We start from the raw sequence: 24,738 nt of genomic DNA, 5'->3' as shown, positions 1-24,738 counted from the left end.
TCTATACAACGACCTCATCTTCTAATTCCTCTTTCTTTTCAATATCAGGATCCTCCACTACCAGGTTCGCAAGAATAAAATTTTGACGATCAGGTGTATTCTTCCCCATGTAAAATTCAAGCAACTGCTCAATGGTTTGGTCTTTGCCGAGCACCACAGGCTCAAGTCGGATATCCTTCCCAATAAAGTGTTTAAACTCATCCGGGGAAATCTCTCCTAGACCTTTAAATCGAGTGATTTCTGGATTTTTACCCAGCTCGTTAAGCGCTTTTATTCTTTCTTGGTCGGAGTAACAATAGCGAGTTTCCTTTCGGTTTCTTACCCGAAACAAAGGAGTTTGTAAGATATACAAATGTCCATTTCGGATAAGATCGGGAAAGAATTGAAGAAAAAAGGTAATCATTAGCAATCGAATATGCATCCCGTCCACATCGGCATCGGTTGAAATGATTACTTGATTGTAGCGTAAATCTTCTAAGGAGTCTTCAATATTAAGAGCGGCTTGGAGTAAATTGAACTCCTCATTTTCATAAACCACGCGCTTTGTAAGTCCGTAGGAGTTCAAAGGCTTTCCTCGAAGGGAAAATACAGCCTGAGTTTCCACATCCCTAGATTTCGTAATGGACCCGGAAGCGGAGTCCCCTTCCGTGATGAAAATTTGGCTTTCTGCCTTGCGAACCGCCTTTTGATCGTTGTAATGCTGACGACAGTCTCTTAACTTCTTATTGTGCAAAGAAACTTTCTTCGCTCTTTCTCTTGCTAATTTTTGAATCCCTGAGAGCTCCTTTCTTTCTCTTTCTGACACCAAAATTTTCCGTTGGACCGCTTCCGCAGTCTCCTGGTTTTGGTGCAAATAATTGTCAAGTGCCTTTTTTAGAAAGTTATTCAAAAAGCTTCGAACCGATTCCTTCCCTGGTTCCATGTCATTAGAACCTAACTTCGTTTTGGTTTGAGACTCGAATACAGGTTCAATCACTTTAATGGAAACCGCAGCGATTATCGATTTTCGAATGTCAGCTGCTTCGTAATTTTTATTCAAAAACTCACGAATCGTTTTTACGTACGCTTCTTTAAATGCATTTAAGTGGGTTCCCCCTTGGGTTGTATTTTGTCCGTTGACAAATGAAAAATAAGTTTCAGACTGCGATTTATCGCTATGCGTAATCGCGATCTCAACATCTTCCTCTTTCAAGTGAATGATGGGATATAAAATCTCCCCCTCAATTTCTTCTTGTAGTAGATCCTTTAATCCATTTTCAGAATAGAAAGTCTCCCCATTAAATATAATTTTTAGGCCTGGATTTAAATAAACATAATTCCGAAGCATGCGCTCGATGTACTCTTTCCGGAATTTGAAATTTGGAAAAATCTCATGGTCTGGTACAAATGAAATTTCAGTTCCAGCACGTTCCGCGCTAGGCTCAATAGGCAAATCATGCGTAATGGTTCCTTTCGAAAAAGTGGCTTCTTTTACCTGAGCATCCCGAATCGAACGTACGCGGAAAAAATCAGACAAGGCATTTACCGCCTTGGTTCCTACTCCGTTTAGACCTACCGATTTTTTGAAAGCTTTGGAGTCGTATTTCCCTCCCGTATTCATTTTGGAAACGGCATCCACTACTTTTCCAAGTGGAATTCCACGACCGTAATCTCGAATTAAAGCTTTTCCTTCGTCAATCTTAATTTCAATTCTTTTACCCGATTTCATCACAAACTCATCAATCGAGTTGTCAATAATTTCTTTGAGAAGAATGTAGATACCATCGTCCGCAGAAGAACCATCTCCTAATTTTCCAATGTACATACCGGGTCTCTGGCGAATATGCTCCTGCCATTCCAGTGTACGGATGTTATCTTCGGTATATTGAACCTGGTTGTTTTCTATCATAGTTATTGAATCTATTCACTAGCAGCCGAAAAAAGGCAAAAACCTTCTACTAGCCACTAACTTCCAAAAATAATGAATTGAAAACGAAATCTAAAATATTGTGGAAAAGTTTTGCGAATTTGCTCTAATCTATAGCAAAGAAGACCCCATTTCGCTCCTTTTCACCCCCTATTCTTCGAGTGGGCATGAAAAGTTCACGATACGACTCGAGAAAGCTGGACTCAAGACACTTTGAACTTAGGGCCAATTCTTTGTGTCAAAAAAAACGAGACGCAACTTGCTAGATTTCCTCCTCAGGGGAATCTTCTTCCTGCTCCCCGCAGACCAAAACGGAATCCGAAGTGAGAAAAGAAGGCTCGTCTTTTTGGATTCTATAGATCTTATACAAAATAAAAGGAATAGAAAGGAGCCAAGGTCCAAAAACAAGCCCCATGGCACCAAAAAGCTGAAGTCCTAGCAAAACACCAAACACCGTAATAAGTGGATGTATGTCTGCCATTTTCTTCAAAAGTGTAAAACGAAGAACGTTATCAATTCCCCCTACAAAAATGAAGCAATACAGGGCCAATAAAAGTCCCTGGTGAAGGTCTCCAGTCGCAATTTGATAGACACTGACCGGGATCCAAATAAGCATCGTTCCCACCACGGGCACCACAGAGGCAATCGCCGTCAAAAGTCCCCAAAACACGGGCTGTGGCACATCAAATAGGCTAAAACCGAGGACTGCAATCACTCCCTGACTAAAAGCGAGAATAGGAACGCCATACGCATTAGAGCGAATAAGGGCTAAATTCTCTTTCACAAAATAGTCTTTGGCTACAGGCGAAAACGGAAGTGCTTCTTTTAAATCCCGTTCCATCGAGCGATTGCTCGAAAGCATAAAATAGAGAATAAAAAGCGCAACAAATATATTGGCGAAAAACTGTCCCACCCAATTTAGGGTCGAAGGAATATACCCAAGTACTTTGTTCACGATGGCAAGAATTTGATCTTGACTAATTGAAAAATCGAATCGCTGGATAAACTCATTGGTTTCAATGTAGGTAAGCACCGGATTAAAGCTCTGGATCATTTTCTGTGGATGCTGAACAATCTCGTTTATTTTGGGAATCAATAACTCAAGCATTAGCCAAACGGGAACACCAAAACACACCACGATAAGCAAAAGCATCACCCAAATTGCAAATTCTTTAGGCCAACGGTACTTTTCAATCCATTTGAGAAAAATACCTCGACACACTACATACAGTGCAATGGAACCTAAAAGCCCCGTTACAAAATACTTTAATTCAAAAAGGATAAAGCACAGTAGCAATGCCGAGCCGATTACTAATGCTTTTTGAATGGTTCTCTCTTTAAAAATAAGATTCATCGACCTGGAAATTTTATCAAATTTACTCCAAAAAAAAATGAATTCGATTCTTCATTCGAATTCATTTCACTTTCCTTGAAAGATTATCTCTAGCGCAGGACCCATTTTTCATAGGCATCCATAAAGGACTTCAAAAATTTCTTCGTATCCTCAACCATTTCTCCGTCCTTTTCAAAGAGTTCGCTCGCCTTCCCTATATAGGCTTCTGGCTGCTGCATCATATAGACATCTAAAAACACCATGGATTGCCTAAGTACATGGTTTGCTCCAAAGGCACCAAGCGCACTCAGCGTCACGCTTACCACGGCTCCAGGTTTGCCAGCCCATGCATTTTTCCCATAGGGTCTAGAAGCTACATCAAGTGCATTCTTCAGGGCGCTCGGCACAGATCGATTGTATTCGGGCGTGAAGAATAAATAGCCGTCTGCGTCTTTAATTTTCTTTCTAAAATCGACCCAAGGCTTGGGTGGTTCGCTTTTGTCTAAATCCTCATTGTAGTGAACGAGATCTCCAATTTCAATGAGTTCCAATTCTAGATTCTCAGAAGCAAGCTCCATGGCTTGCATTGCCACTTTGCGATTAAAGCTTTCTTTTCTCAAACTCCCAACGAGGACTGCAATTTTTTTTGCCATAAAATATTTGTTTAGTGATTATGATCTCTGCGCTGCAAGACTTCTTGCCAACGTAGAAATGGCAATAAAGATAGTTTCAATTTTTATAATAATCGAAGAAACTAAAAATAAAGAAATAAAATCAAATTTAGATATAAAAAAAGGCTACCCACGTCTTCGTGGGTAGCCTTGTCTATTCTCTTGGATTCTAGTCCCTTATACATTAAATCTAAAATGCATAATATCTCCGTCTTTCACAATGTATTCTTTTCCTTCTACGCCCATCTTTCCAGCTTCTTTCACTTTGGCTTCCGAACCGTAATTAAGAAAATCTTCATACTTAATTACCTCGGCGCGGATAAAGCCTTTTTCAAAGTCTGTATGGATAACACCCGCCGCTTGTGGCGCGGTCCATCCCTTTCCAATGGTCCAAGCTCTTACTTCCTTCACACCTGCGGTAAAATAAGTCTGCAGTTGTAGTAGTTCATAAGCTTTACGAATCAGACGGTTAACCCCAGGTTCGGTTAATCCTAACTCCTCTAAAAACATTTGTCTTTCTTCAAACGTATCAAGTTCATTAATATCTGCCTCTATCTGCGCCGCTAAAACAACAACCTCCGCATTTTCCTGCTCTGCCATCGCTTCGATTTTTGCAATCCATTCGTTCCCATTCTTAATGGAATTCTCATCTACATTGCAAACATAAAGCACGGGCTTTTTAGTAAGCAATTGTACTTCGTCAATAATAGGCTGCGTTAAATCATTCGACGCAAACTCTCTTGCATTTCGTCCACTTTCCAAAAACTCTTGAAGTTCTTTTAGAGTTTCATAAACAAGGATATCTTCCTTCTTTCCTGACTTAATGAACTTCTTGGCTTTATCGACTGACTTTGAGATTGTTTCGATGTCTTTTAACTGGAGCTCAATGTCTATAATTTCTTTGTCTCTTAGTGGATCTACAGAACCTTCCACGTGAATAATATTTCCATTGTCAAAGCAACGAAGAACATGCAGGATGGCTTCACATTCTCTAATATTAGCTAGAAACTGATTTCCTAGTCCTTCTCCTTTGCTCGCACCTTTTACAAGTCCTGCAATGTCCACAATTTCCACAACTGCAGGCAAAACTCGTTCTGGATTCACAAGCTTTTCAAGCTCCACAAGTCGAGTATCAGGTACAGAAACGGTTCCTAAATTAGGTTCGATTGTACAGAAAGGATAATTAGCACTTTGTGCCTTGGCATTGCTCAAACAGTTAAAAAGGGTTGACTTGCCCACATTGGGAAGTCCTACGATACCACATTTCATATTCTTAGTGTGTAATAGCGAGTTTGGCTCCTAACCAAAGCTCTGGTTTATAAAATACTAAAGTGCGCAAAGATACGATTTTTAAGCACAAAAAAAGCTTCAGTTTCCTGAAGCTTTCTTATAAGTTACTAGTGAATTACCAGTCTCTTCTTCTGTCTCCTCCACCTCTGTTGTAGCCACCGCCACCACCGAAGCCTCTTGGCTTTTGCTCTTTTGGTCTAGCTTCTGAGATGTTAAGTACTTTTTCTTTGAATTCTCTCTGGTTAAGTTCCTCGATAGCCTTCAACGCTTCGTCGTTTTCTGGCATTTCAACGAATCCAAATCCACGGCTTCTTCCCGTTTCTCTGTCCATGATAATCTTTGCAGAGTCCACTGTTCCGTAGTTTTCGAAAAGTGATTGTAACTCAGACTCAACTGTGTTGTAGTTAAGGTTTGAAATAAAAATGTTCATAATAAAAAAAATAAATAGTGTTGATTAATTAAGTGGAAACCAACAAACGGACGTATGAACATTGATTGAATTTCTCATTAAATAATTTGCTGCAAGATACAATTAAAATTCAATTGATGAAATTTTATTTTAATTTATTAATTACCTGCTAATCAGTACATTTGAAGAACATACGGGGAGAGATTACCCAATCGATCGACCGATTTAAGAGCAACAGCGTGTAATTTTTCGCCAGAACGATTCAAATTAAGCACTTTTTCTTTTGCATCCCTTTCTAGAATTTCATACTCCCACTCTTTTCCATATTGAGTATAAAGAACCCATTGAGAAATGGATTCTCCCGGATTTGTATTCCAAGTCAGCTTTACGCTTATACCTCCATTAAGAGTACTTTCAATTAGGGGCCTTGACAGTTTATCCGAAGGGATCCATGGCGAGACAGGAACCAAAGCAGGTTGTCGATAGGCACTTTGAATCGCAGAATACATCTCTCCATTCTTTAACAGTCCATCCACACTGTAATGAATTTCTCCTGCATCTTTCCCCATGATTTGACGTATGGTACTCATCTGCCCTCTAATCTCAGTAGGCTTGTCGTCCACTCCTTTGATTCCAATGGTATTGAGTCCTGGCCACAAATGCCTCTTTTGGGTATTCTCAGCCTCCCACCAACTAAGTAACGCACTAAAGCGCTGTGGACCTTCCTCTTTCCAATACAGTTGAGGGGAAAAATAATCAACCCATCCTTGGTTTAACCAAAGTTTTGCGTCTGCATAAAGTTCGTCGTATTGACTTGTTCCACTAATACCCACAGGATAACCTGGTTTCCAAATTCCAAACGGACTGATACCAAATTTGACCCAAGCTTTTTCTTCCTTTATCTCCTGATAAATTCTTTTAATAAATTTATTTACGTTCGCACGTCTCCAATCCGGTTTGCTTAAAGTTCCACCTGACTCCGTATAGGAAGCGTATAGTTTTTGGTCGGGAAAGTCCCTACCTCCATTGTATTCTCTGTACGGATAGAAATAATCGTCTATATGGACCGCATCTAGGTCGTATCTTTCCACTAAATCCCGAATCACTTTGGCCGTATGGTCTTGGACTGTGGAATCTGAAGGATCCATCCAGTACATGCCATTGCGAAGTCGATACGTGACTTTATTCATGGTGCTTGCAATGCTTTTGGAATTTAATTTCCCACCCGTCGTATGATGAGCTCTGTAGGGGTTAAGCCAAACATGCAGCTCCATTCCTCGTTTGTGCGATTCTTCTATCCAAAACTCTAAAGGATCGTAAAAAGGACTTGGGGCCTTCCCAATCTCTCCGGTAAGAAAATAGGACCACGGTTCAAGATCACTCTTATAAAAAGCATCAGCCGAAGGTCGAGCTTGAAAAACCACAGCATTGAAATTCGCTTCCTTTAAACGGTCTAGAATTTCAAGAGCTTCTGTCTTTTGCTGCGCAACCGATAGATTGTTTTTGGACGGCCAATTAATATTTGCCACCGTGGCAATCCAGGCCGCTCTAAACTCGCGCTTTACTTCCGGTAGAACCACTTGGGGAACTTTCTTTGGTTTAGGCTCTTGCGGCTTTATTTCTTTCTTTACAATTTCTTTTTTTACAGGAGGTTGTTTGGGGTCCTTTTGAGTCGCACAGCCTATTAAGAAAAAAGCGCTTACAACTACAAAAAACCACAATTTAGGGGAGAAATTCTTCATGAGGCAAAAATAATAGAAAAACGGACTTCTGCGCCTATTTTAACACACTTTAAACATTTGGATTCAAAAGATGTAGCCATCGTGCTTGTTCTTACCCTGAGACAAAAAAAGAATCGTCCCGAAATTTCATTCGGGACGATTTCTATCTTTGATTGAATAGCTTTCTTATTTCGCCATTCTATCGTTTCTTTTTCTTTCTTCTTCAGAAAGTACTTTCTTTCTCATACGAATGAAATTCGGTGTCACCTCAATCGCTTCGTCCGACTGAATATACTCCATGCATTCCTCTAAGGAAAGTAGAATTTTTGGGGCAATATTTCCGTCTTTGTCTTTTCCTGATGCACGCATGTTGTTCAACTGCTTTCCTTCTACAATATTCACCACAAGATCACCGGGTTTGTTTTGTTCCCCCACGATCATTCCCATGTAAACTTCTTCACCTGGATCCACAAAGAAACGTCCACGGTCTTGAAGTTTTTCAATTGAATACGCAGTACAAGGTCCTTGGTTTTTGGAAACAAGCACTCCGTTTCCTCTTCCTGCAATCGCTCCTTTGAAGGGTTTATATTCTGCAAAACGGTGAGCCATGATGGCTTCTCCTGCAGTTGCTGTAAGCATTTGTGATCTTAGTCCGATTAATCCTCTAGAAGGGATTTCGAATTCTAAGTGTTGCATCTCACCTTTCGTCTCCATTATATGAAGATCTCCTTTACGTTGAGTGGCAAGGTCAATCACACGGCTTGCATATTCTTCCGGAACGTCAACCACCATACTTTCATAAGGCTCGCATTTCACTCCGTCAATTTCTTTTAGAATTACTTGAGGCTGACCAATGGTCATCTCATAGCCTTCACGTCTCATCGTTTCGATAAGCACAGAAAGGTGCAAAATACCTCTACCAAAAACAAGGAATGTATTCGCATCGTCCGTCTGTTGAACTTTTAAGGCAAGGTTTTTCTCAAGCTCTTTTTCCAACCTTTCTTTAAGGTGGTTGGAAGTTACATACTTCCCGTCTTTCCCGAAGAATGGGGAATTGTTAATAGAGAACGTCATGTTTAGAGTCGGCTCATCGATCGTCAACCTAGCCATGGGCTCTGGGTTTTCAAGATCTACGAATGTATCTCCAATTTGGAAAGCATCAAAACCAACAATTGCGCAGATATCTCCCGCATAAACTTCGGTTACTTTCTTCTTTCCTAGACCTTCAAAAACATAAAGTTCTTTTACCTTTCCTTTGATTATTTTTCCGCCTTCTTGCGCAAGACCAATCCACATGCCTTCTTTGATCACTCCTCTTGCAATCTTTCCAATGGCAATACGCCCTAAGAAAGAAGAAAAGTCAAGGGAAGTTACTTGCATTTGTACACTGCCTTCCTCAGTTTTTGGCTCCGGTACATACTGAAGGATTCCATCAAGTAGGGGAAGAATTGTATCTCCTGGGGTAAGACTGGTGTTAAACCATCCCTGTTTTGAAGACCCGTAAAAGGTTGGGAAATCTAACTGCTCCTCGGTCGCTCCTAAATTGAAGAACAAATCGAATACATTGTCGTGAACTTCTTCAGGACGACAGTTGTCTTTATCCACTTTATTAATAACCACAATCGGTTTTAGTCCAAGTTCTAATGCCTTTTGAAGTACAAAACGAGTTTGAGGCATGGGACCTTCAAATGCGTCTACCAAAAGAACCACACCGTCTGCCATTTTAAGTACTCTTTCTACCTCTCCACCAAAATCGGCGTGACCAGGGGTATCAATTACATTGATCTTTGTGTCTTTGTAAGTAACAGAAATGTTTTTAGAAAGAATCGTGATTCCACGCTCTCTTTCCAAATCATTGTTATCCATGATTAGCTCACCAGACTCTTGGTTTTCCCTAAATACACTGGTCGCATGGATGATCTTATCAACCAGAGTAGTTTTACCGTGGTCAACGTGTGCGATAATCGCAATATTTCTAATGTTTTGCATATTCATTTTTTGACGCCACAAAAGTAAGGAATCTTAATCAATTTGATAAAAAAAACTTAAAAAAATAATTTTTCCTTAACATTAAAATCTTAACCTTAAGGTTTCAGAACAAAAATCTTCGAAAACATAACTATTTTTCAGCCTTTTCGAATATCGAGGCAATAGATTCCAAACTGCTTCAGGTTGGCATTGCAAGCAAAAAGACCAGATTTAAATTCTGGTCTTTGCAATTTTTTATTGAACTTCTGACTTTTTTTTCAGAAACTTCATATTTATATACTCCCAAACCATAGGAAGTAGTGAGAGTCCAATAATCCCAAAGATCACCACCTCAAAGTTTTGTTGTACAAAAGGAATGTTCCCGAAGAAATACCCCATCAGTGTTAATCCGACCACCCAAATGAAACCACCGATCACATTGTAGCGAATAAACGTGGAATAATGCATAGATCCAATACCGGCCACAAAGGGAGCAAAGGTTCTTACAATGGGAACAAACCGCGCAATAATAATAGTCTTAGGTCCGTTCTTCTCATAAAACTCTTGAGTTTGTTCAATGTATTTAGGATTTACTACAGGTTTACCTTTTACTTTCCAATTAAGCATCTTAAGACCCAATTTCTCACCCAGCAAATAATTGCAGGTATCGCCAAGGATGGCGGCCACGAGTAAAATTAGTAATACGAGCCACAAATTGAGACTTGCTGTTTCCCCTGTAGCGCCGATTACACCTGCACAAAAAGTACCGGCTGCAAACAACAATGAATCCCCTGGCAAAAAGGGCATCACCACAAGGCCCGTCTCCACAAAAATGATAAGGAATAAAATAAGATAAATCCAGACCCCATAATCAATAATCATTGTGAAGAGATGCTGGTCTAAATGTAGAAAGAAGTCTAAAACAGTTTGTATAAATTCCATAGCATTGTTATTACAGGTGCAAAAATACTGATTCGTTTTCCTATCCTGCTATAATAATATAATCTTTAATGAAATTTAACTTTTAATTTACGGTTGAGAGGATGGAATTGGACGACTTTTCAATTCAATACCCAAAGCTTAAGTAATCGTTATCCTATATTTAGTAGGCTTGCACTTGCTACAATCCCCTTTGCAGCGTCTGAGTGATACCCTCCCGGTAACTTGTCGGAGTAAAGGCAAAAGCCGAACAGAATTTGCCGCTGTCGAAAAAGTAATCCTGATCATTCTGGTACTGCATTTCCTTCAGCTCACGTAGGGATCTGTCAACCAACCCGCCTAGAATTAGTACAAAAGGAGTTAGAACTCGGTAAGAGGCTTTCTGTTTTTTGATGCCATACGCTAATTCAATAAGTTGATCTCCGGTCAACCGCTCAAAGGAAGTGGGCAGGTGCCAGATCTGTCCGTAAGCACTTTCTGTATTGCCTAGCATGGCAGTGGCCCTAGCCGCATCAGGCGTGTAAGTATACGAATGGACTTTATGTGGATCGGCCTGCCAGTTTGCTTTTTTGCCTTTCGCGACTGCATTCAGAACCAATATATTTAATAAGCCATTCTCGGATTCCGGGCCGTAGAAATCGGCGCTACGGGCGATTAGCGCACTAAGGTTTCTACTTGCTACCGCCTCCATAATATACTGAGCCACTTCCATTCGTACCGTTCCCTTCTTAGAGGAGGGTGCCACTTGGCTATTTTCAGTCATATTGGGAACTGCATTTTTATCGTACATGTATACGTTGTCGAAAAACACCAGTTTAGTCCCCATTTTCAGACAACCATTCACTACATTTTGGATGATTAGAGGCCAATCTCTTTTCCATACTCGGCTATCGTACTTCAGCCCTACAACCAAATAGGCGACTTTTGCGCCAGCCAGCACTTTCTCCACCGCATCCGCATCTCTTAGATCTGCAGAAACGACCTCATCATCAAGATTTACCCGCTCAGGATTCCGGGAGACCAATCTCACCTTTTCTGTATACTGTCTTAATTCTTTTGCTAGTAGTTTGCCTATACTGCCGCCGGCACCTAATACAACCTGTACCATAATTCTACTCTTTTTTTGTTTACAATACAAAAATAGAGAGATGTAACCCCAAAAACGATGATTTGGGTTATGACTTTGAAGAGGTCAGAATCCGCTTTCTGATCCGGCTCAGGCTTTCTGGCGCTACACCTAAGTATTCAGCAACATACCGTTGGGGGAATCGTTGCAAGAGTTGAGGGCGTTCTTGGAGCAGTTCATCCAGCTGTTCTTCGGGCGACAGGGATAGCAAGGATTGAATGCGTCTTATGTTCGCTGTGGCTATTTTCTCGACAAGCGAACTAAAAAATGCAGAAACAGAGGGGGATTGCGATATGTATTCGGTCAGTTCTTGACAGCTTGCCACAAGGCATTCAGTCGATTCTAGCGCAATAATGTTAGTGGTTGAAAGCGTCTTATTGGCAAAACTCTCAAGATCCGTCACAAATTCACCCTCGAAAGCGAAATTGCACGTCTTTACGGCTCCTTTCTCGTTGGTGAAATACTGCCGTAGACTTCCTTTCTGGACAAAAAAAACCTCATGGGAGACTTTACCCGCAGTTAGTAATAAGGTATTCTTCTTATACTTTTCCACTCTGAAAATCGAATAGAATCTCTGCGCCTCCTGCGAAGGAATAGTAGCGTGAGAACTGAGAGTCTGAAGAAATTGATCCATTCGCAAATGTACATTAAAAAATGGAGTACTCCCAATGCCAAACCCATTGACATTCCGAATAACTGAATTTAAAGTTACGACTGTTTTCGGGGGTGCTTTCGGGGGAATACACAACAAAACCCCCTTAACTAGGGGGTTTGAGTAGGCCCATGAGGAATCGAACCTCAACCTAAAGAACCGGAATCTTTAATTCTATCCATTAAACTATGGGCCCCGAAAAACCAACGACTATTAGAATGTGATTTTCACACCTCCTACCACTTGGGCGCCCAGTACTTTATATCCTTTAAAGGTCTCGTACTTGCTACTAAGAAGGTTATTTCCGAGCGCAAAAATACTGAAATTTTTATGAATTTTGTATTCTGCCGATAGATTTAAATCTCCATAGCCTTTCACCTTATCGTTTGTATTTTCTGTGGAACTTAGAACCATAGAGCCTGGCACGTCCGGATTAAGCACAGGGGAGATATTAAACGAGTTTGTGGTTCTTTGGGAAGCAAAAATTCCTTTAAAACCTAGGTGTAGTTTTTTATCCAGCATGGTGTACTGTGCTCCAATGGAGGCTTTCACCAAAGGCTTATTGTAAACTTCGCTGTAGTTGTCTAAATCATAACTTTCATAGTTCACCTCAGCATCAAGTGCTAAGTTCGCTAGTGGAAAATAGGAAACACTTGCGTTTACTGTACTAAGGGTTCCGCTATCGTAAAGAGCCGAGAACGTATTCGCATAGTTATATGCGCTTCGATTAAGTGTATCGTTCGTGTCAAAAATAGAATTTGCGCCAAAGAACATGAGATCATTTACTTTCCCAAATCCCCCATTTAAATCGTATTTAAATTGTTGATCAAGGTCTCCTTTCACACCAAAATAAAAATGGTACTTTGTTTCAGTCGGTTTGACTAATTGGTCCGAGACCAGGAATGGATTTTCACTAAGCATCTCACTATACGAGTTCAGCTCTAGTCCCCCGTCAACTCCTGCATAAAATTTAAATTCTGGACTTGCAGCGAGTAGAAGTTCAGCTTTGGGAAACCAATAGGTCTCGTTCGAAGTTTCTCTTGCTACAGCCATTTGATTGTTATATTTAGAGCTGAGGAAAGAAAACCCAGAACCTACTCTTAAGTAGGATTCCCCTTTTCGAAAAGTCACCTCTGGACTTAATTCAAAATTCAAAAATTGGCTATGGTTTTGGTTGAGAAGAGAAAACTCAGAATTCAAGGACTCAAGTCCTACCCCTAGGTCTGCATTCATCACGAGATCACTAATGGGCAAACTAACTCCATGCTTGGAGAGATTGGTAGCGAGGGAAACTTGCGATTCTTTCGCATCAAAATGATCCGACAGAAAAGAAGATTTCACTCTTACATCATTCAAAATTTCATTCGAATAAAAGTCATAGTACCCATTTACTTTAAATTCCGTCACCTTTTGTTGAAGGTCTACCGAACTGGCCGGTTCCATCGCGTAAATCCCGTACAGATTGTAATCATCAAGCGCAAAATTGGCATTGATATTTAATTTTCCTTTTTCTCCGTAGGAGTTCAAATACGCTCCTAGGCTTGCCGCACTTTGCTTAGAACTCCAAGCATAGTCCTTTTTAAGCCCACCGGTGGATAAGAAGTGTAGATCCGCACCTAGTTCCAAATTGTCTTCAATTTTTGTGGAGAGGGCTCCGTCGGCTAAAAATTTAGAATAATTGCCATAGCCCACCCGGAAATAATTGGCCTGTTTATCCGCCTGAAAGTCGGGAGCAATGTCGGATCCCGCAATGGTCGAGGTTTGAAAATCAGAAGAAGCAGGCACGTTCGTGATATCGTACTTTACCGGAACCGCTGATTTTTCTTCAGGGGGATAATTTTTTATGGTTTCAACCGATGTTTTCTTTTTCTCGATCTTCTTCACCTCTGGCTCACGTTTTTTCTCTAAGACCAAACGCTCCTCTTGAATTTGAGCGAAGACTGATACAGAGCTAACAAAAAGCCCGAGTACTATTAGTTTATGAGTGTATTTATTCATTTTAAAAGTAAATCCGTTATGCGATTGTAATTCCCTATTTCAGGGCAATTAAATTTTCTATTTAATTTGTTTTTTGGCCTCTTTCGCCTCAGCCACAACGTCTGGAAAATCCTTATAGTTGGCAATAATTTGATCCAGTGTGTAACTTGCTTGGTAGCTATCCTTTAAACCGATGTAATTTTTGGCCATAACCACGAGGGCTTTGGCTCCCCAATACTCTTCGGAGGCATAATTATTGGCTAGCTTAAAGATCGTTTCATTAGAGGACTTGTAGCTTTTCTCCTTGTTCTGGAAATACGCTTTTGCATAAAGCGCCTCCGCGGCTACGCTCGCATTCGCGGAGCGCTCTAAAGAGGCATACGCCGATTTTGCTTGTCCGTCTTTTCCACTTTGTAGCTGAGCCCGAGCGCTAATTACTTTCGCACTTTCAAGTACTGCAGCCGAATTCTTCGAGTTTGCAAGCACAAGGGTTGCATAGGTTTGCGCTTTTGAAAGGTCGTTCTGTTTTGCATACAAGTTCATAAGTTGCACATTCGCAAAATCCTTCAAGTTCACGTTGGAAGATTTCGCTAGAGCCTCTAAGTAGGTCTTCGCCTCTTGCGTATTGCCTTGTGCTAAATAAATTTGAGCAATCCTAGTTTGAGCCTCCCCTTGGTAATCGTTTTGTACCTGCGCTACCTCTTGCAAAACCAAAAGGGATTTCGCCTCCTGGCCTGAGCGATAGAAACTATCGCCTAATTCAAACTGGGCTTGGTAACGTGGCGCACCGGAAGGGTTTTTGGTTAAATAACTTTCATAAAGCGGAATGGCTTTCTTATAGTCTTTCTGGCTATAAAATCCTCTCGCAGAGCCAAGGGTTGCATCATCCAGATCCGAGGCATTCAAATTGACTCCAATCGTACGAGCAAAATTCTGGTATCCTTCTACATCCCCTTTTTCAATAAAGAGAGGTCTAGACACCAAAACAATTTTATCTGCGTACGAAGTATCTTTGTATCGCTCTGCAAGGGATTTTAATCGATTGAGAGCCTCCGTATCTTTTCCTTGATCCATTTCGTTTTGCGCAAGATAGATAGAAGCATTCGCTACCAAATCAGGATCTGCACTTTGTTTAATTACCCTATTGAAAAACTCATTTGATTTTCCATACTCCTCATTCGAAGCATGGGCCGCTGCAATTTCGTAGAGTGCATCGTCCGCATAATCGGAATCAGGATAGGTAGAGGTAAGCGAATTTAGGGCTGCAATTTTCCCGACCGAGTCTCCCTTAAATCCAAGTGCCATCCCCTTTTGAAACAGGGTATAATCATTTGCATTGGTCGTCTTGTCGTACAGGGCAATCGCTTCGTTTAATTGATTGTTTGCATAGTAAGTGTCTGCCAGACGCAGTTCCGCATCGTTTTTAAAGGCCTCGCTTGGATCCTGCAGGTAATTTTTAAAATGCATCTGCGCTTTTTCAAAATTCCCAGATTTAAAATAAGCATACCCAAGGTCATACTCTAATTGCGATTTTTCGGGAAAACTCTCGGAAGTTAAACTCTCAAAACGAACAATCGCAGAGGGATAATTTCCTTTTTGGTAGTAGGTTTGTGCGAGCCAGTACATGGCTCGATTTCTAAATTCAGGATTTAGATGAAATTCTAAGCTTCGTAGAAAATAAGCCTCCGCCTGGTCTAAATTTCCTTTGTTAAATTCTTCGGTTCCTAACATATAAGAAACTTCCTGGTCTACTTTATCAATTTCAGGAGTCGAGTTCGGAAGTTTATCAATCGCGGACAAGGTTTCTTTAAAACTCCCAGAATAAAGGTAGGACTTCACAAGCAGTTTCTCCATCTCAGCGGTACTTGCATCCTGAGGATACAAATCAATATAGTTTTGAATTACTTTGGGTGGCGCTTCAAAAGGGTTTCCAAGATCGTAACTTAATTTTGCATATTGTGCATGGGAAAGCTTTTGCACCTTGGGGTCGTAAGTCATTTGATAGGCGGAACGAAAAGCAGAGAGCGCCTCTTTCTTGGCTTCGGTTTGCAAATACGCATTTCCTAATTGATAGTAGGCATTTTGAGCCAATGCAGAATTGGAGTTAATCAGGCGATTGTAATAGCTTACGGCCTCCTGGTAACGTCCGGCCTCAGCGCTTACAAAACCCATCTCATACAAATCACTCTCCGAGGGATTTCCTTGAGAATCGAGGTAGATCTTTAAATGAGGATAAGCCTGAGCATACTCTCCCTTCATGAAATAACTTTCTCCAATGATTTTATGGACTTCCATTTTATAAGATTCCGATATATTAGAATCTAATAGAGAGTTTCCCTCCTCAATGGCCTGGTCGTATTGTTTGTTATTAAAATAGAGCTGAACGTAATAGGGTCTTACGAGGGATCCTAACTCAGGATCTTCTTTAATGGAATCAAAATAATGAAATGCATTTTCATTTTGATTTTCTGAATAATAGAGATGCCCTAGCATGTAGGCAACTTGACCTCTCGTTTCTCCTGGCGACTGGGCATAGACTTCTTCTAAAGCTTCTAAGGCCCCAGCGGTGTCACCCGTCATAAACTTAGCGTACCCTAGTTTTAGTATATACTCTGAGTTTTCTTCTTTGGAGAGTTGATACTGATTCACCTTCTGCAGGGTTTCCAGTGCGGAGGCAAAGTCCTTTTGTGCCAGATAATAATCGGCTAGGGGCAAATTGGCCTGCGCAAAATAAGCTGAATTTGGGTACTCTTTCATAAAAGCCTCAAGACCCTTCTCTGCGTAACTCTTCTCTAACATGACGCCAATTACGTTGTCAAAAAATTGAGAAGCCTCTTTCTCACTTCGACTTAGCTGCTGGTTATAAAAATACTGCCTTGCGTATTCAAATTGCGAAGCATTGTAGATTTTAGTCTGATACAGATTTTCAGCCAAATCATAGCGGTACTGTTCTTTTGGTGTATAGTATTGCGACTGTTGTGCATAGGCAATGCCTGAAAAAACAACTGCCGCAGAAAGAATAATTTTATTGGTACCCATTGTATTTTGAAAGAAAGTTAATAACATTTAATCAACGAAATTATCGAAAACTTATTGTATATACAACTTTTTAACTTATTGTTAAGATGTGGATAACTGAATCTCTTTCCTGACAAATACGACCATTGAATTGCCTGTTACAAATTCAGCAATAAAGACTCAATTATCAAAAGAAAATCAAGGAAAGGTCTATTTTAGATTTCGAAAAAAACAATTTTACTTACATTTGCTTTTTCAATTAAACTATGAGTCAACTTTTCAGAAGAAAAAAATACAACCCAGAAGACAAGAGTACAAACCTAAATCGAGTCCTGGGCATGTGGGACATCGTCTTTTTTGGTTTAGCTGCCATTATTGGTGCAGGAAGTTTTAGCAGTTTAGGGGAAGCCATCTTTCGCGGAGGCCCTGGTGTCATCACCCTTTATGTCGTCTGTGGAATTGCCTGTGCATTCACTGCCCTCTCCTATGCGGAGTTCGCGAGCCGAATTCCCACCGCAGGAAGTGCCTACACCTACGCCTACGCAAGTTTCGGGGAACTGATTGCTTGGATCATTGGTTGGGCCCTAATCATGGAGTATTCTTTTGGAAATATCTATGTAGCTTTTTCTTGGAGTGATTACTTTACGAGTTTTTTAGAAAGCATTGGTATCTACTTTCCGGACTATCTTGCCACCTCCTATCCCGAAGCCATGAAAGCGGTAGAGCGAGGCTCTGAGCATGCAGGTCTACTCAATGCTTGGAATTCAGCTCCCGAATTCTTAGGTTTCAAATTTATTGTGGACATTCCAGCCCTTATCATTAACATATTAATTACAGCCCTAGTCTACATTGGAATTAAAGAAAGTAAGAATTTCAACAATTTGCTAGTGATCTTAAAACTAGCGGTGATCGTACTTATAATAGCGGTAGGCGTTACCTTTATCAATACAGACAACTGGACCCCCATCGATTCACAAGGGATTTCGAACTTTATGCCAAATGGATTTACGGGAGTGATGGCCGCCGTATCTGGAGTTTTCTTTGCGTACATTGGGTTTGATGCCCTAAGCGTACTATCAGAAGAAACCAAGAACCCGCAAAAAAACTTACCTAGAGGGATGATTATTTCCCTAGTAGCGAGTACCCTGGTTTATATCGCACTGACTTTAATTCTCACCGGAATGGTGGATTACCGCAAATTCGAAGGCGTGGGCGATCCCCTATCCTTTATCTTTGCACCTCAAAATGCCAATATTCCTTGGATGGAATTCACAGTCTCCATCACGGCTATTGTTGCCATAACCGCCGTATTGCTAGTATTCCAAATGGGACAGCCTAGAATTTGGTATGCCATGAGTAGAGACGGGCTATTGCCTAAGAGATTCGCTACCATTCACCCAAAATACAAAACCCCTTCCTTCGCAACCATTGCAACCGGAATCGCGGTCGGGGTGCCCATTCTTTTCACTGACAAATCCTTCATCTTAGATTTTACGAGTATTGGAACCATTTTCGCTTTCATTCTAGTCAACGGAGGGATTTTGCTTATGCCGAGAAAGGAAAAAATCAAGGGCAGATTTCACTTGCCGTTTGTTAGTTCCAAGTACATCTTTACGCCCTTATTTGTGGTGTGCGTTCTTGGCTTCTATTATTGGCAACCTCAATTTTTCCATAATTTACTTAACTGGAGCGATCCTATCGATGGAGAATTCAATATGTCTCTGTGCATATTCCTTGTGGTCACTTCCGTACTTGCCGTTCTCTCAATTGTAAAAGAACTCAATTTAATCCCCTTGCTAGGACTTACCTCTTGTCTTTATCTTCTGACGGGGATGACCCATGACAACTGGTTCTGGTTTGCGATTTGGTTCGCCATTGGGCTTATTATCTATTTCTGTTTCGGAATGAAAAACAGCAAGCTTGAAAAAGAAATGAATGGCGATTTGAAATAGCATTCAAACGCCCCCTAAAAAAAAGACCACAAAGAAAAAATCGTTTTCCTTTGTGGTCTTTTTCTTTTGGGACAAAAGGAACTATTCGAAGGGATTCATCTTACCTAAGACACCTAAGAGTAAGAGCCCAAACACGCCTTTCTTTCTTTAAACCTACAATCCTTCTGCTCCTAGGGTTTCTAACTAAAGATCGACACTTTCAAATCTGCGGTGTCTTTATTCACTAAAGGCTATTCTATCTTACGATTTGATTTGCGCTCGAATCTCTTTAGGGCAGACAGAGGCTATATCCTTCTCAGACAACAAAAAACCGTCTCGATTGAACATCGAGACGGCCTAGTACAAATTTGTTTACGGGATAAAATTCCGAATTACTTTTTCGCGTCTGGATAAGGAGCTTTGTCTAAATCCGAAAACTGCTGCGTCGCAGCCATTGAAACGACTAAATCGTTTAGCATGTTGCTTGCTGCTGTCGGGGAATTCGGAAGTAAAACCAAATTGCTTCGGTTGTTAGAACCTACGGAGTTTAGCGTGTCATAATGCTGAGTTACCACAATCAGAGCCGAAGCTTCTGCGGCATTAATATTCACATTGTTCAACATCTCCACAGATTCTTTTAGACCTTTCGCAATTTCTCGCCTTTGGTCTGCAATCCCTTGCCCTTGAAGTTTCTTGCTTTCCGCTTCTGCTTTTGCAACCGCAACAATCCGGATTCTTTGAGCTTCGGATTCGTATTCAGCCGCTGTTTTTTCTCTTTCTGCTGCATTGATACGGTTCATTGCATGTTTAACCTGTTCATCAGGGTCAATGTCGGTTACAAGAGCTTTGATGATATCGTATCCATAACTTTGCATCGCTTCTTGCAATTCGCTTTTCACGGCAATGGCCACGTCGTCTTTTCGAACGAACACATCGTCTAATTTCATTTTCGGCACTTCTGCTCTCACCACATCAAATACATAGGAGGTAATCTGTCCCTCTGGGTATTCTAGTTTATAGAAGGAATCCGCTACTTGTTCTCTAATTACTTGGTATTGTACGGAAACTTTCATTTTTACAAATACGTTGTCTAAAGTCTTGGTATCAATAATGACATCAAGCTGTTGAATACGAAGACTTACTCGTCTTGAGATTTGATCAATTATTGGGATTTTCAAATGAAAACCTGCATGACGCACGCTTTGTAGTTTTCCAAAACGTTCCACAATTGCGGCGGTTTGTTGCTTCACAATAAAGAAAGAAGCAAACAAAATTAACAGGGCAATAAACCCTAGAATTCCAAGTATAGGCATAGTTAAATTATTTTATTTTTTATTAAAATCGGTGCTTAAAGATAGGTAAATTCTATGAAATTCTAAACACTCATTCCAATTTCAATCCCTTTAATTTTCCGGTACAGATCCGTCGCGAAATTATCGGTCATTCCGGAAATGAAATCCACCACCCCTAGGACTTTTTGATAATCACTTCCCTCTTCGTATAAAAATTGAGTGGGCAGGAGTTCGATCGCTTTTTTCTCATAGGATTTTCGCTCCTGCCGGGTTTTAAGAATCGGAGGAACAAAATGATCTAAGAGTTCATACATCACATTGTAGCCCGCATTCTCGATCTCCACCACGGAACGATGTCCATATATTTTTTCGATGGAGAAGGATTCAATTTCTTGAAAGGCTTTGTTCTCCTTTTTGTAAGTATCCATCAGCGCCATGCTGAGGCTGCCCTCTAAAATCGGTTCAAAATGATCCTTGTAATTCTGAATCGCTTTGTTGATAAGCGCATTAATGACCTTGGCTCTTAAATACGAAATGCGTTCATTATCGTTCGAGAGAACCTGCAATTTTGCCTCGACTCGAAGGGTATTGGGATTCTCCGAACGGATTAACTCCATAAAGAGTCCTTCAATGTCACTGGTCGATACGATTTTCAATCGGTGAGCGTCCTCCATATCAATGATATTGTAGCAAATATCATCGGCTGCTTCCACAAGCCATACAAAAGGATGACGCTTGTAAACCAGTGGATCCCTACTTTGCTGGGGAAGGCTCACACTTAAGGCGATTTGCTCAAAGGTTTCTTTTTCATTTTGAAAAAATCCAAATTTCTTCTGATGCAAACTTCCCTTTGCTTTCCCTAAGGATTCACAAGGGTATTTTGCAATGGATGCCAAGGTCGTGTGCGTTAATTGCGTCCCTCCTTTGTCCTTTCCAGTTTGCTGGTGGGTAAGAACTCGCATCGCATTTGCATTGCCTTCAAAGTTTACAAAATCCCCCCATTCTTCAGGCGTAAACCTTTGCTTTAAACCAGACTCGTTCCGTTGGAAATAACTCGCAATGGCATCTTCGCCTGAATGCCCAAAGGCAGGGTTCCCCACATCGTGGCAGAGACAGGCTGCGCTCACGACTTGACTTAAATTGTGAAGGTAGAAGTCCTTCGCATTCAAATTTAAATCCTTTGCATACCGATCGACGATAAATTCTCCCGCCATAGCCCCTAAACTTCTCCCTACGGTAGAAACCTCAAGAGAATGGGTTAATCGATTGTGTACAAACACACTACCGGGCAAAGGAAAAACTTGAGTCTTATTTTGTAAACGACGAAAAGCAGAGGAAAATATGATCCGATCGTAATCTCGTTGAAAATCGTTTCGATTCCCCGGTAGACCCCCTTGGTTCCCGGTTCGCTGATGGCTGTAGATTTGGTTTAATCGCATACTCCAAAAATAAGAATTCCTGGAGGTTAATCCAGGAATTCTTTTAAAAACATTCGAATTAGGGTAGGTTTTACATATAAGCTTCTATGGGCTCACAAGTACAAATTAGATTCCGGTCCCCATACGCTTCGTCCACTCGAGAGACCGTGGCAAAGAACTTGTGGTCTCTTACCCAATCCAGTGGATAGGCTGCTTTTTCACGGCTGTAAGGACGATCCCATGCATCCGAAATCACCACCTGCTCTGTATGCGGTGCATTTTTAAGCACGTTGTTTTCTTTATCCGCTTCTCCGCTTGCAATTTCTTCAATTTCGGCTTTAATGGCAATTAAAGCTTCTGCGAAGCGATCGATTTCGGCTTTGCTTTCCGATTCCGTAGGTTCAATCATAAGAGTTCCGGCTACTGGGAACGATACGGTAGGAGCATGGAAACCATAATCCATAAGTCGTTTTGCAATGTCTGCCACTTCAATGCCTAGCGGCTTGTACTGTCTAAAATCGACAATGCATTCATGGGCAACACGGCCTTTATCGTTTTGGTAAAGGATCGGATAATGCTCAGCAAGTACTTCTTTCAAGTAGTTTGCGTTTAAAATAGCATATTGCGTAGAAAGCTCTAGGCCTTTGGTTCCTAACATCTTGATGTACGCGTAGGAAATATTAAGCACTAAGGAAGAACCGTAAGGTGCTGCAGAAATTCCTTTAAGCGCCTGACTTCCTCCTGTTCTTACATTCGCATTGGTTGGTAAGAAAGGAGCAAGGTGCTTCGCTACACAAATAGGTCCTACCCCTGGGCCACCGCCTCCGTGTGGAATGGCAAAGGTTTTATGTAGGTTCAAATGGCATACATCAGCCCCGATATGACCTGGGCTGGTAAATCCTACTTGCGCATTCATGTTGGCTCCATCCATATAAACTTGTCCTCCATTGTCATGGATGATTTGGATAATTTCTTTGATGTTTTCATCAAAGAATCCATAAGTCGATGGGTAGGTAATCATGGCCGCTGCAAGATTTTCTTTATGCAGTTCTGCTTTCGCTTTTAAATCTTCGCTATCGATTTCACCATTTTCTAAGTTTTTCACCACGACCACTTTCATTCCCGCTAAAACCGCAGAAGCAGGATTGGTCCCGTGCGCCGATTGTGGAATTAGTACAATATGGCGGTGGGAATCTCCTCTTGAAATGTGGTAGGCTCTAATGACCATCAGTCCCGAGTACTCTCCTTGCGCTCCTGAATTGGGCTGTAGAGAGGTCGCTGCAAATCCTGTAATTTCAGAAAGGTCTTTTTCAAGTTCTGCTATCATTTCTTGGTAACCTTGGGCCTGTTCTACAGGAACGAAGGGATGAATATTTCCCCATTCTCCCCAAGAAAGCGGAAGCATCTGAGTGGCCGCATTTAGTTTCATGGTGCACGATCCAAGAGATATCATGGAATGCGTCAGAGACAAATCCTTTCTTTCTAAACGCTTAATATAGCGCATGAGTTCCGTTTCAGTATGGTAGGAGTTGAACACTTCTTCCGAGAGAATCGCATCGGTTCTAAGTAGGTCTGCAGGGACTGTATAATCGGATTTCAATACCAATTCAAAGGCCTGTTTTCCTTTAAACTGAGCAAAAGCTTCCACCAAATTATTTAGCTTGGCTAAGGTGGTTCCTTCGTTCAGTGACATACTAACAATTCCTGTGGTGAAATAATTCAAATTGATTTTGCGCTCCGTCATGCGAAGTTTCAATTGGGCTTTTTCCTCCTCGGAGAGTGAAATTTTTACCGTATCAAATACAGGTTCTTCTTGTACGTCGTATCCCAAAACCTTTAAAGCACTGGAAAGTGCATTGGTTTTAAAATGAATTTGATCCGCAATAAAGCCTAAACCTTTTGGACCGTGGTACACCGCGTACATTCCAGCCATCACGGCTAGGAGTACTTGCGCGGTGCAAATATTAGAAGTAGCTCTTTCTCTTTTAATGTGCTGCTCTCGGGTTTGAAGCGCCATACGAAGCGCTCTATTTCCCTGCGCATCTTGCGAGACTCCGATGATACGACCTGGAATCACACGTTTATAGTCTTCTTTACAAGCGAAAAAGGCAGCATGAGGACCTCCATACCCCATTGGAATCCCAAATCTCTGAGAAGTTCCTACGGCGCAATCCGCTCCCATGGTCGCGGGTGATTTTAATTTCACAAGCGCTAGTGGGTCACAAGCCACAGCGACTTGAAGGTCTAGTTCTTTATATCTTGTAATGTCACTCGTATAATCAAGTACAATCCCGTTTTTCCCTGGGTATTGGAGAAGCACTCCAAAGTAAGTTTCATCCAGGTCATGCGTCGCATGATCTCCTACGACCAGTTCAATTTCAAGACCTTCCGCTTTTGTAGAAAGAACGGCAAGGGTTTGAGGCAGAACCAAGTCAGAGACAAGAAATTTATTGGCTCCTTTCTTTTGAGCTTTGGTACGACTCTCGAAAAACATGTGCATCGCTTCCGCCGCTGCGGTCGACTCATCGAGTAGAGAAGCGTTCGCAAGCTCAAAGCCCGTAAGGCTGCACACCACGGTTTGGTAATTTAAAAGGGCTTCCAATCTTCCTTGTGCAATCTCTGCTTGGTAGGGCGTGTAGGCCGTATACCAAGAAGGATTTTCAAATACATTTCTTTTCACAGCAGAAGGTAGAAGCGTATCATGGTACCCAAAACCAATGTAATTGGCAAAATCACTGTTCTTCATGGCCAGTTCTTTCGAATGCTCAAGCATCTCGTATTCACTTAAGGCCGGTGTGATATTAAGGGGACTCTGCAAACGAATGGAATCGGGAATGGTTTGCGAGACTAACGTCTCCAGATCCGACGCTCCAGTGCACTCCAACATGGCTTTTTGGTCAGCCTCATTGATGGAAATGTGGCGGTTCACAAACTCGTGTGTATTCATACTATATCAGATTTTATTGATTCAAAATGGAATGGTAAAAATACAATAATTTGGCGGTTGTAGCAACCCTGCTCCTTAGCACTCAAGTTTCAAAAAGCTTTAATTTTATTTGGAATTATTCTAAATAAAAATATATATTT

At 41.2% G+C, this 24,738-nt stretch carries 16 protein-coding genes and 1 tRNA gene; 1 reads left to right on the top strand and 16 read right to left on the bottom strand.

What is annotated here, in order from left to right; translation table 11 throughout:
* Window position 1: 1 nt before the first annotated feature.
* The 13 genes from AC3IRX_RS10965 to AC3IRX_RS10905 all read right to left on the bottom strand — a co-directional run bounded on the left by AC3IRX_RS10965 (window position 2) and on the right by AC3IRX_RS10905 (window position 17,031).
* The gene (locus tag AC3IRX_RS10965; protein ID WP_489210390.1) at window positions 2-1,888 is read right to left on the bottom strand and encodes a DNA topoisomerase IV subunit B; all 1,887 of its coding nucleotides are present in this window, start codon (window positions 1,886-1,888) and stop codon (window positions 2-4) included.
* Between the two features lie 280 nt (window positions 1,889-2,168).
* Window positions 2,169-3,260, bottom strand: a complete 1,092-nt coding sequence (locus AC3IRX_RS10960; protein ID WP_489210388.1) for an AI-2E family transporter — start codon at window positions 3,258-3,260, stop codon at window positions 2,169-2,171.
* 89 nt (window positions 3,261-3,349) lie between these two features.
* A complete protein-coding gene (locus AC3IRX_RS10955) occupies window positions 3,350-3,892 on the bottom strand; it encodes an NADPH-dependent FMN reductase (protein WP_459084272.1) in 543 nt (180 codons plus the stop codon).
* Between the two features lie 195 nt (window positions 3,893-4,087).
* Window positions 4,088-5,179: a redox-regulated ATPase YchF gene (ychF, locus tag AC3IRX_RS10950; protein WP_489210386.1), complete on the bottom strand. Its 1,092-nt coding sequence runs from the start codon at window positions 5,177-5,179 to the stop codon at window positions 4,088-4,090.
* Window positions 5,180-5,315: 136 nt separating this feature from the next.
* Window positions 5,316-5,630, bottom strand: a complete 315-nt coding sequence (rbp, locus tag AC3IRX_RS10945; RefSeq protein WP_489210384.1) for an RNA-binding regulator — start codon at window positions 5,628-5,630, stop codon at window positions 5,316-5,318.
* 152 nt (window positions 5,631-5,782) lie between these two features.
* Window positions 5,783-7,351 (bottom strand): glycoside hydrolase family 10-like protein, encoded by a 1,569-nt coding sequence (locus tag AC3IRX_RS10940; protein ID WP_489210382.1) that lies wholly within the window; start codon window positions 7,349-7,351, stop codon window positions 5,783-5,785.
* 165 nt (window positions 7,352-7,516) lie between these two features.
* Window positions 7,517-9,319, bottom strand: a complete 1,803-nt coding sequence (gene typA / locus AC3IRX_RS10935) for a translational GTPase TypA (RefSeq protein WP_459084276.1) — start codon at window positions 9,317-9,319, stop codon at window positions 7,517-7,519.
* A 234-nt stretch (window positions 9,320-9,553) separates the two neighbouring features.
* Window positions 9,554-10,240 (bottom strand): DedA family protein, encoded by a 687-nt coding sequence (locus tag AC3IRX_RS10930; RefSeq protein WP_489210381.1) that lies wholly within the window; start codon window positions 10,238-10,240, stop codon window positions 9,554-9,556.
* Window positions 10,241-10,418: 178 nt separating this feature from the next.
* On the bottom strand, window positions 10,419-11,345 hold the full coding sequence (locus AC3IRX_RS10925; RefSeq protein ID WP_489210379.1) for an NAD-dependent epimerase/dehydratase family protein: 927 nt from the start codon (window positions 11,343-11,345) through the stop codon (window positions 10,419-10,421).
* A gap of 67 nt (window positions 11,346-11,412) precedes the next feature.
* Complete coding sequence (locus tag AC3IRX_RS10920; protein ID WP_489210377.1) at window positions 11,413-11,997, bottom strand: Crp/Fnr family transcriptional regulator; 585 nt, start codon at window positions 11,995-11,997, stop codon at window positions 11,413-11,415.
* Window positions 11,998-12,139: 142 nt separating this feature from the next.
* Window positions 12,140-12,211: transfer RNA gene (locus AC3IRX_RS10915), tRNA-Arg, on the bottom strand.
* Between the two features lie 17 nt (window positions 12,212-12,228).
* Window positions 12,229-14,013: a TonB-dependent receptor gene (locus tag AC3IRX_RS10910; RefSeq protein WP_489210376.1), complete on the bottom strand. Its 1,785-nt coding sequence runs from the start codon at window positions 14,011-14,013 to the stop codon at window positions 12,229-12,231.
* A 57-nt stretch (window positions 14,014-14,070) separates the two neighbouring features.
* Window positions 14,071-17,031 (bottom strand): tetratricopeptide repeat protein, encoded by a 2,961-nt coding sequence (locus AC3IRX_RS10905; protein ID WP_489210374.1) that lies wholly within the window; start codon window positions 17,029-17,031, stop codon window positions 14,071-14,073.
* Between the two features lie 245 nt (window positions 17,032-17,276).
* Between AC3IRX_RS10905 and AC3IRX_RS10900 the strand changes: the two genes are divergently transcribed.
* Window positions 17,277-18,962, top strand: coding sequence for an APC family permease (locus AC3IRX_RS10900; protein WP_489210372.1), 1,686 nt, complete (start codon window positions 17,277-17,279; stop codon window positions 18,960-18,962).
* Window positions 18,963-19,333: 371 nt separating this feature from the next.
* Here the strand turns inward: AC3IRX_RS10900 and AC3IRX_RS10895 are convergent, their stop codons facing one another.
* From AC3IRX_RS10895 to gcvP, 3 genes are all read right to left on the bottom strand, one after another.
* A complete protein-coding gene (locus AC3IRX_RS10895) occupies window positions 19,334-20,254 on the bottom strand; it encodes an SPFH domain-containing protein (protein ID WP_489210370.1) in 921 nt (306 codons plus the stop codon).
* A gap of 62 nt (window positions 20,255-20,316) precedes the next feature.
* Window positions 20,317-21,672: a dGTP triphosphohydrolase gene (dgt, locus tag AC3IRX_RS10890; protein WP_489210369.1), complete on the bottom strand. Its 1,356-nt coding sequence runs from the start codon at window positions 21,670-21,672 to the stop codon at window positions 20,317-20,319.
* 70 nt (window positions 21,673-21,742) lie between these two features.
* On the bottom strand, window positions 21,743-24,598 hold the full coding sequence (gene gcvP / locus AC3IRX_RS10885; protein WP_489210367.1) for an aminomethyl-transferring glycine dehydrogenase: 2,856 nt from the start codon (window positions 24,596-24,598) through the stop codon (window positions 21,743-21,745).
* Window positions 24,599-24,738 lie beyond the last annotated feature (140 nt).

The sequence above is a fragment of the Epilithonimonas sp. KH_059 genome (assembly GCF_057838485.1).
The sequence above is the reverse complement of the archived record's forward strand: the minus strand, read 5'-3'. Positions and strand labels throughout refer to the sequence as shown.

Coding starts and splice junctions, on each gene's coding strand:
- dgt (WP_489210369.1), bottom strand. CDS start 21,672: ATGCGATTAAACCAAATCTACAGCCATCAGCGAACCGGGAACCAAGGG.
- AC3IRX_RS10965 (WP_489210390.1), bottom strand. CDS start 1,888: ATGATAGAAAACAACCAGGTTCAATATACCGAAGATAACATCCGTACA.
- AC3IRX_RS10940 (WP_489210382.1), bottom strand. CDS start 7,351: ATGAAGAATTTCTCCCCTAAATTGTGGTTTTTTGTAGTTGTAAGCGCT.
- AC3IRX_RS10955 (WP_459084272.1), bottom strand. CDS start 3,892: ATGGCAAAAAAAATTGCAGTCCTCGTTGGGAGTTTGAGAAAAGAAAGC.
- AC3IRX_RS10960 (WP_489210388.1), bottom strand. CDS start 3,260: ATGAATCTTATTTTTAAAGAGAGAACCATTCAAAAAGCATTAGTAATC.
- typA (WP_459084276.1), bottom strand. CDS start 9,319: ATGCAAAACATTAGAAATATTGCGATTATCGCACACGTTGACCACGGT.
- AC3IRX_RS10925 (WP_489210379.1), bottom strand. CDS start 11,345: ATGGTACAGGTTGTATTAGGTGCCGGCGGCAGTATAGGCAAACTACTA.
- AC3IRX_RS10930 (WP_489210381.1), bottom strand. CDS start 10,240: ATGGAATTTATACAAACTGTTTTAGACTTCTTTCTACATTTAGACCAG.
- AC3IRX_RS10895 (WP_489210370.1), bottom strand. CDS start 20,254: ATGCCTATACTTGGAATTCTAGGGTTTATTGCCCTGTTAATTTTGTTT.
- AC3IRX_RS10910 (WP_489210376.1), bottom strand. CDS start 14,013: ATGAATAAATACACTCATAAACTAATAGTACTCGGGCTTTTTGTTAGC.
- ychF (WP_489210386.1), bottom strand. CDS start 5,179: ATGAAATGTGGTATCGTAGGACTTCCCAATGTGGGCAAGTCAACCCTT.
- AC3IRX_RS10920 (WP_489210377.1), bottom strand. CDS start 11,997: ATGGATCAATTTCTTCAGACTCTCAGTTCTCACGCTACTATTCCTTCG.
- rbp (WP_489210384.1), bottom strand. CDS start 5,630: ATGAACATTTTTATTTCAAACCTTAACTACAACACAGTTGAGTCTGAG.
- gcvP (WP_489210367.1), bottom strand. CDS start 24,598: ATGAATACACACGAGTTTGTGAACCGCCACATTTCCATCAATGAGGCT.
- AC3IRX_RS10905 (WP_489210374.1), bottom strand. CDS start 17,031: ATGGGTACCAATAAAATTATTCTTTCTGCGGCAGTTGTTTTTTCAGGC.
- AC3IRX_RS10900 (WP_489210372.1), top strand. CDS start 17,277: ATGAGTCAACTTTTCAGAAGAAAAAAATACAACCCAGAAGACAAGAGT.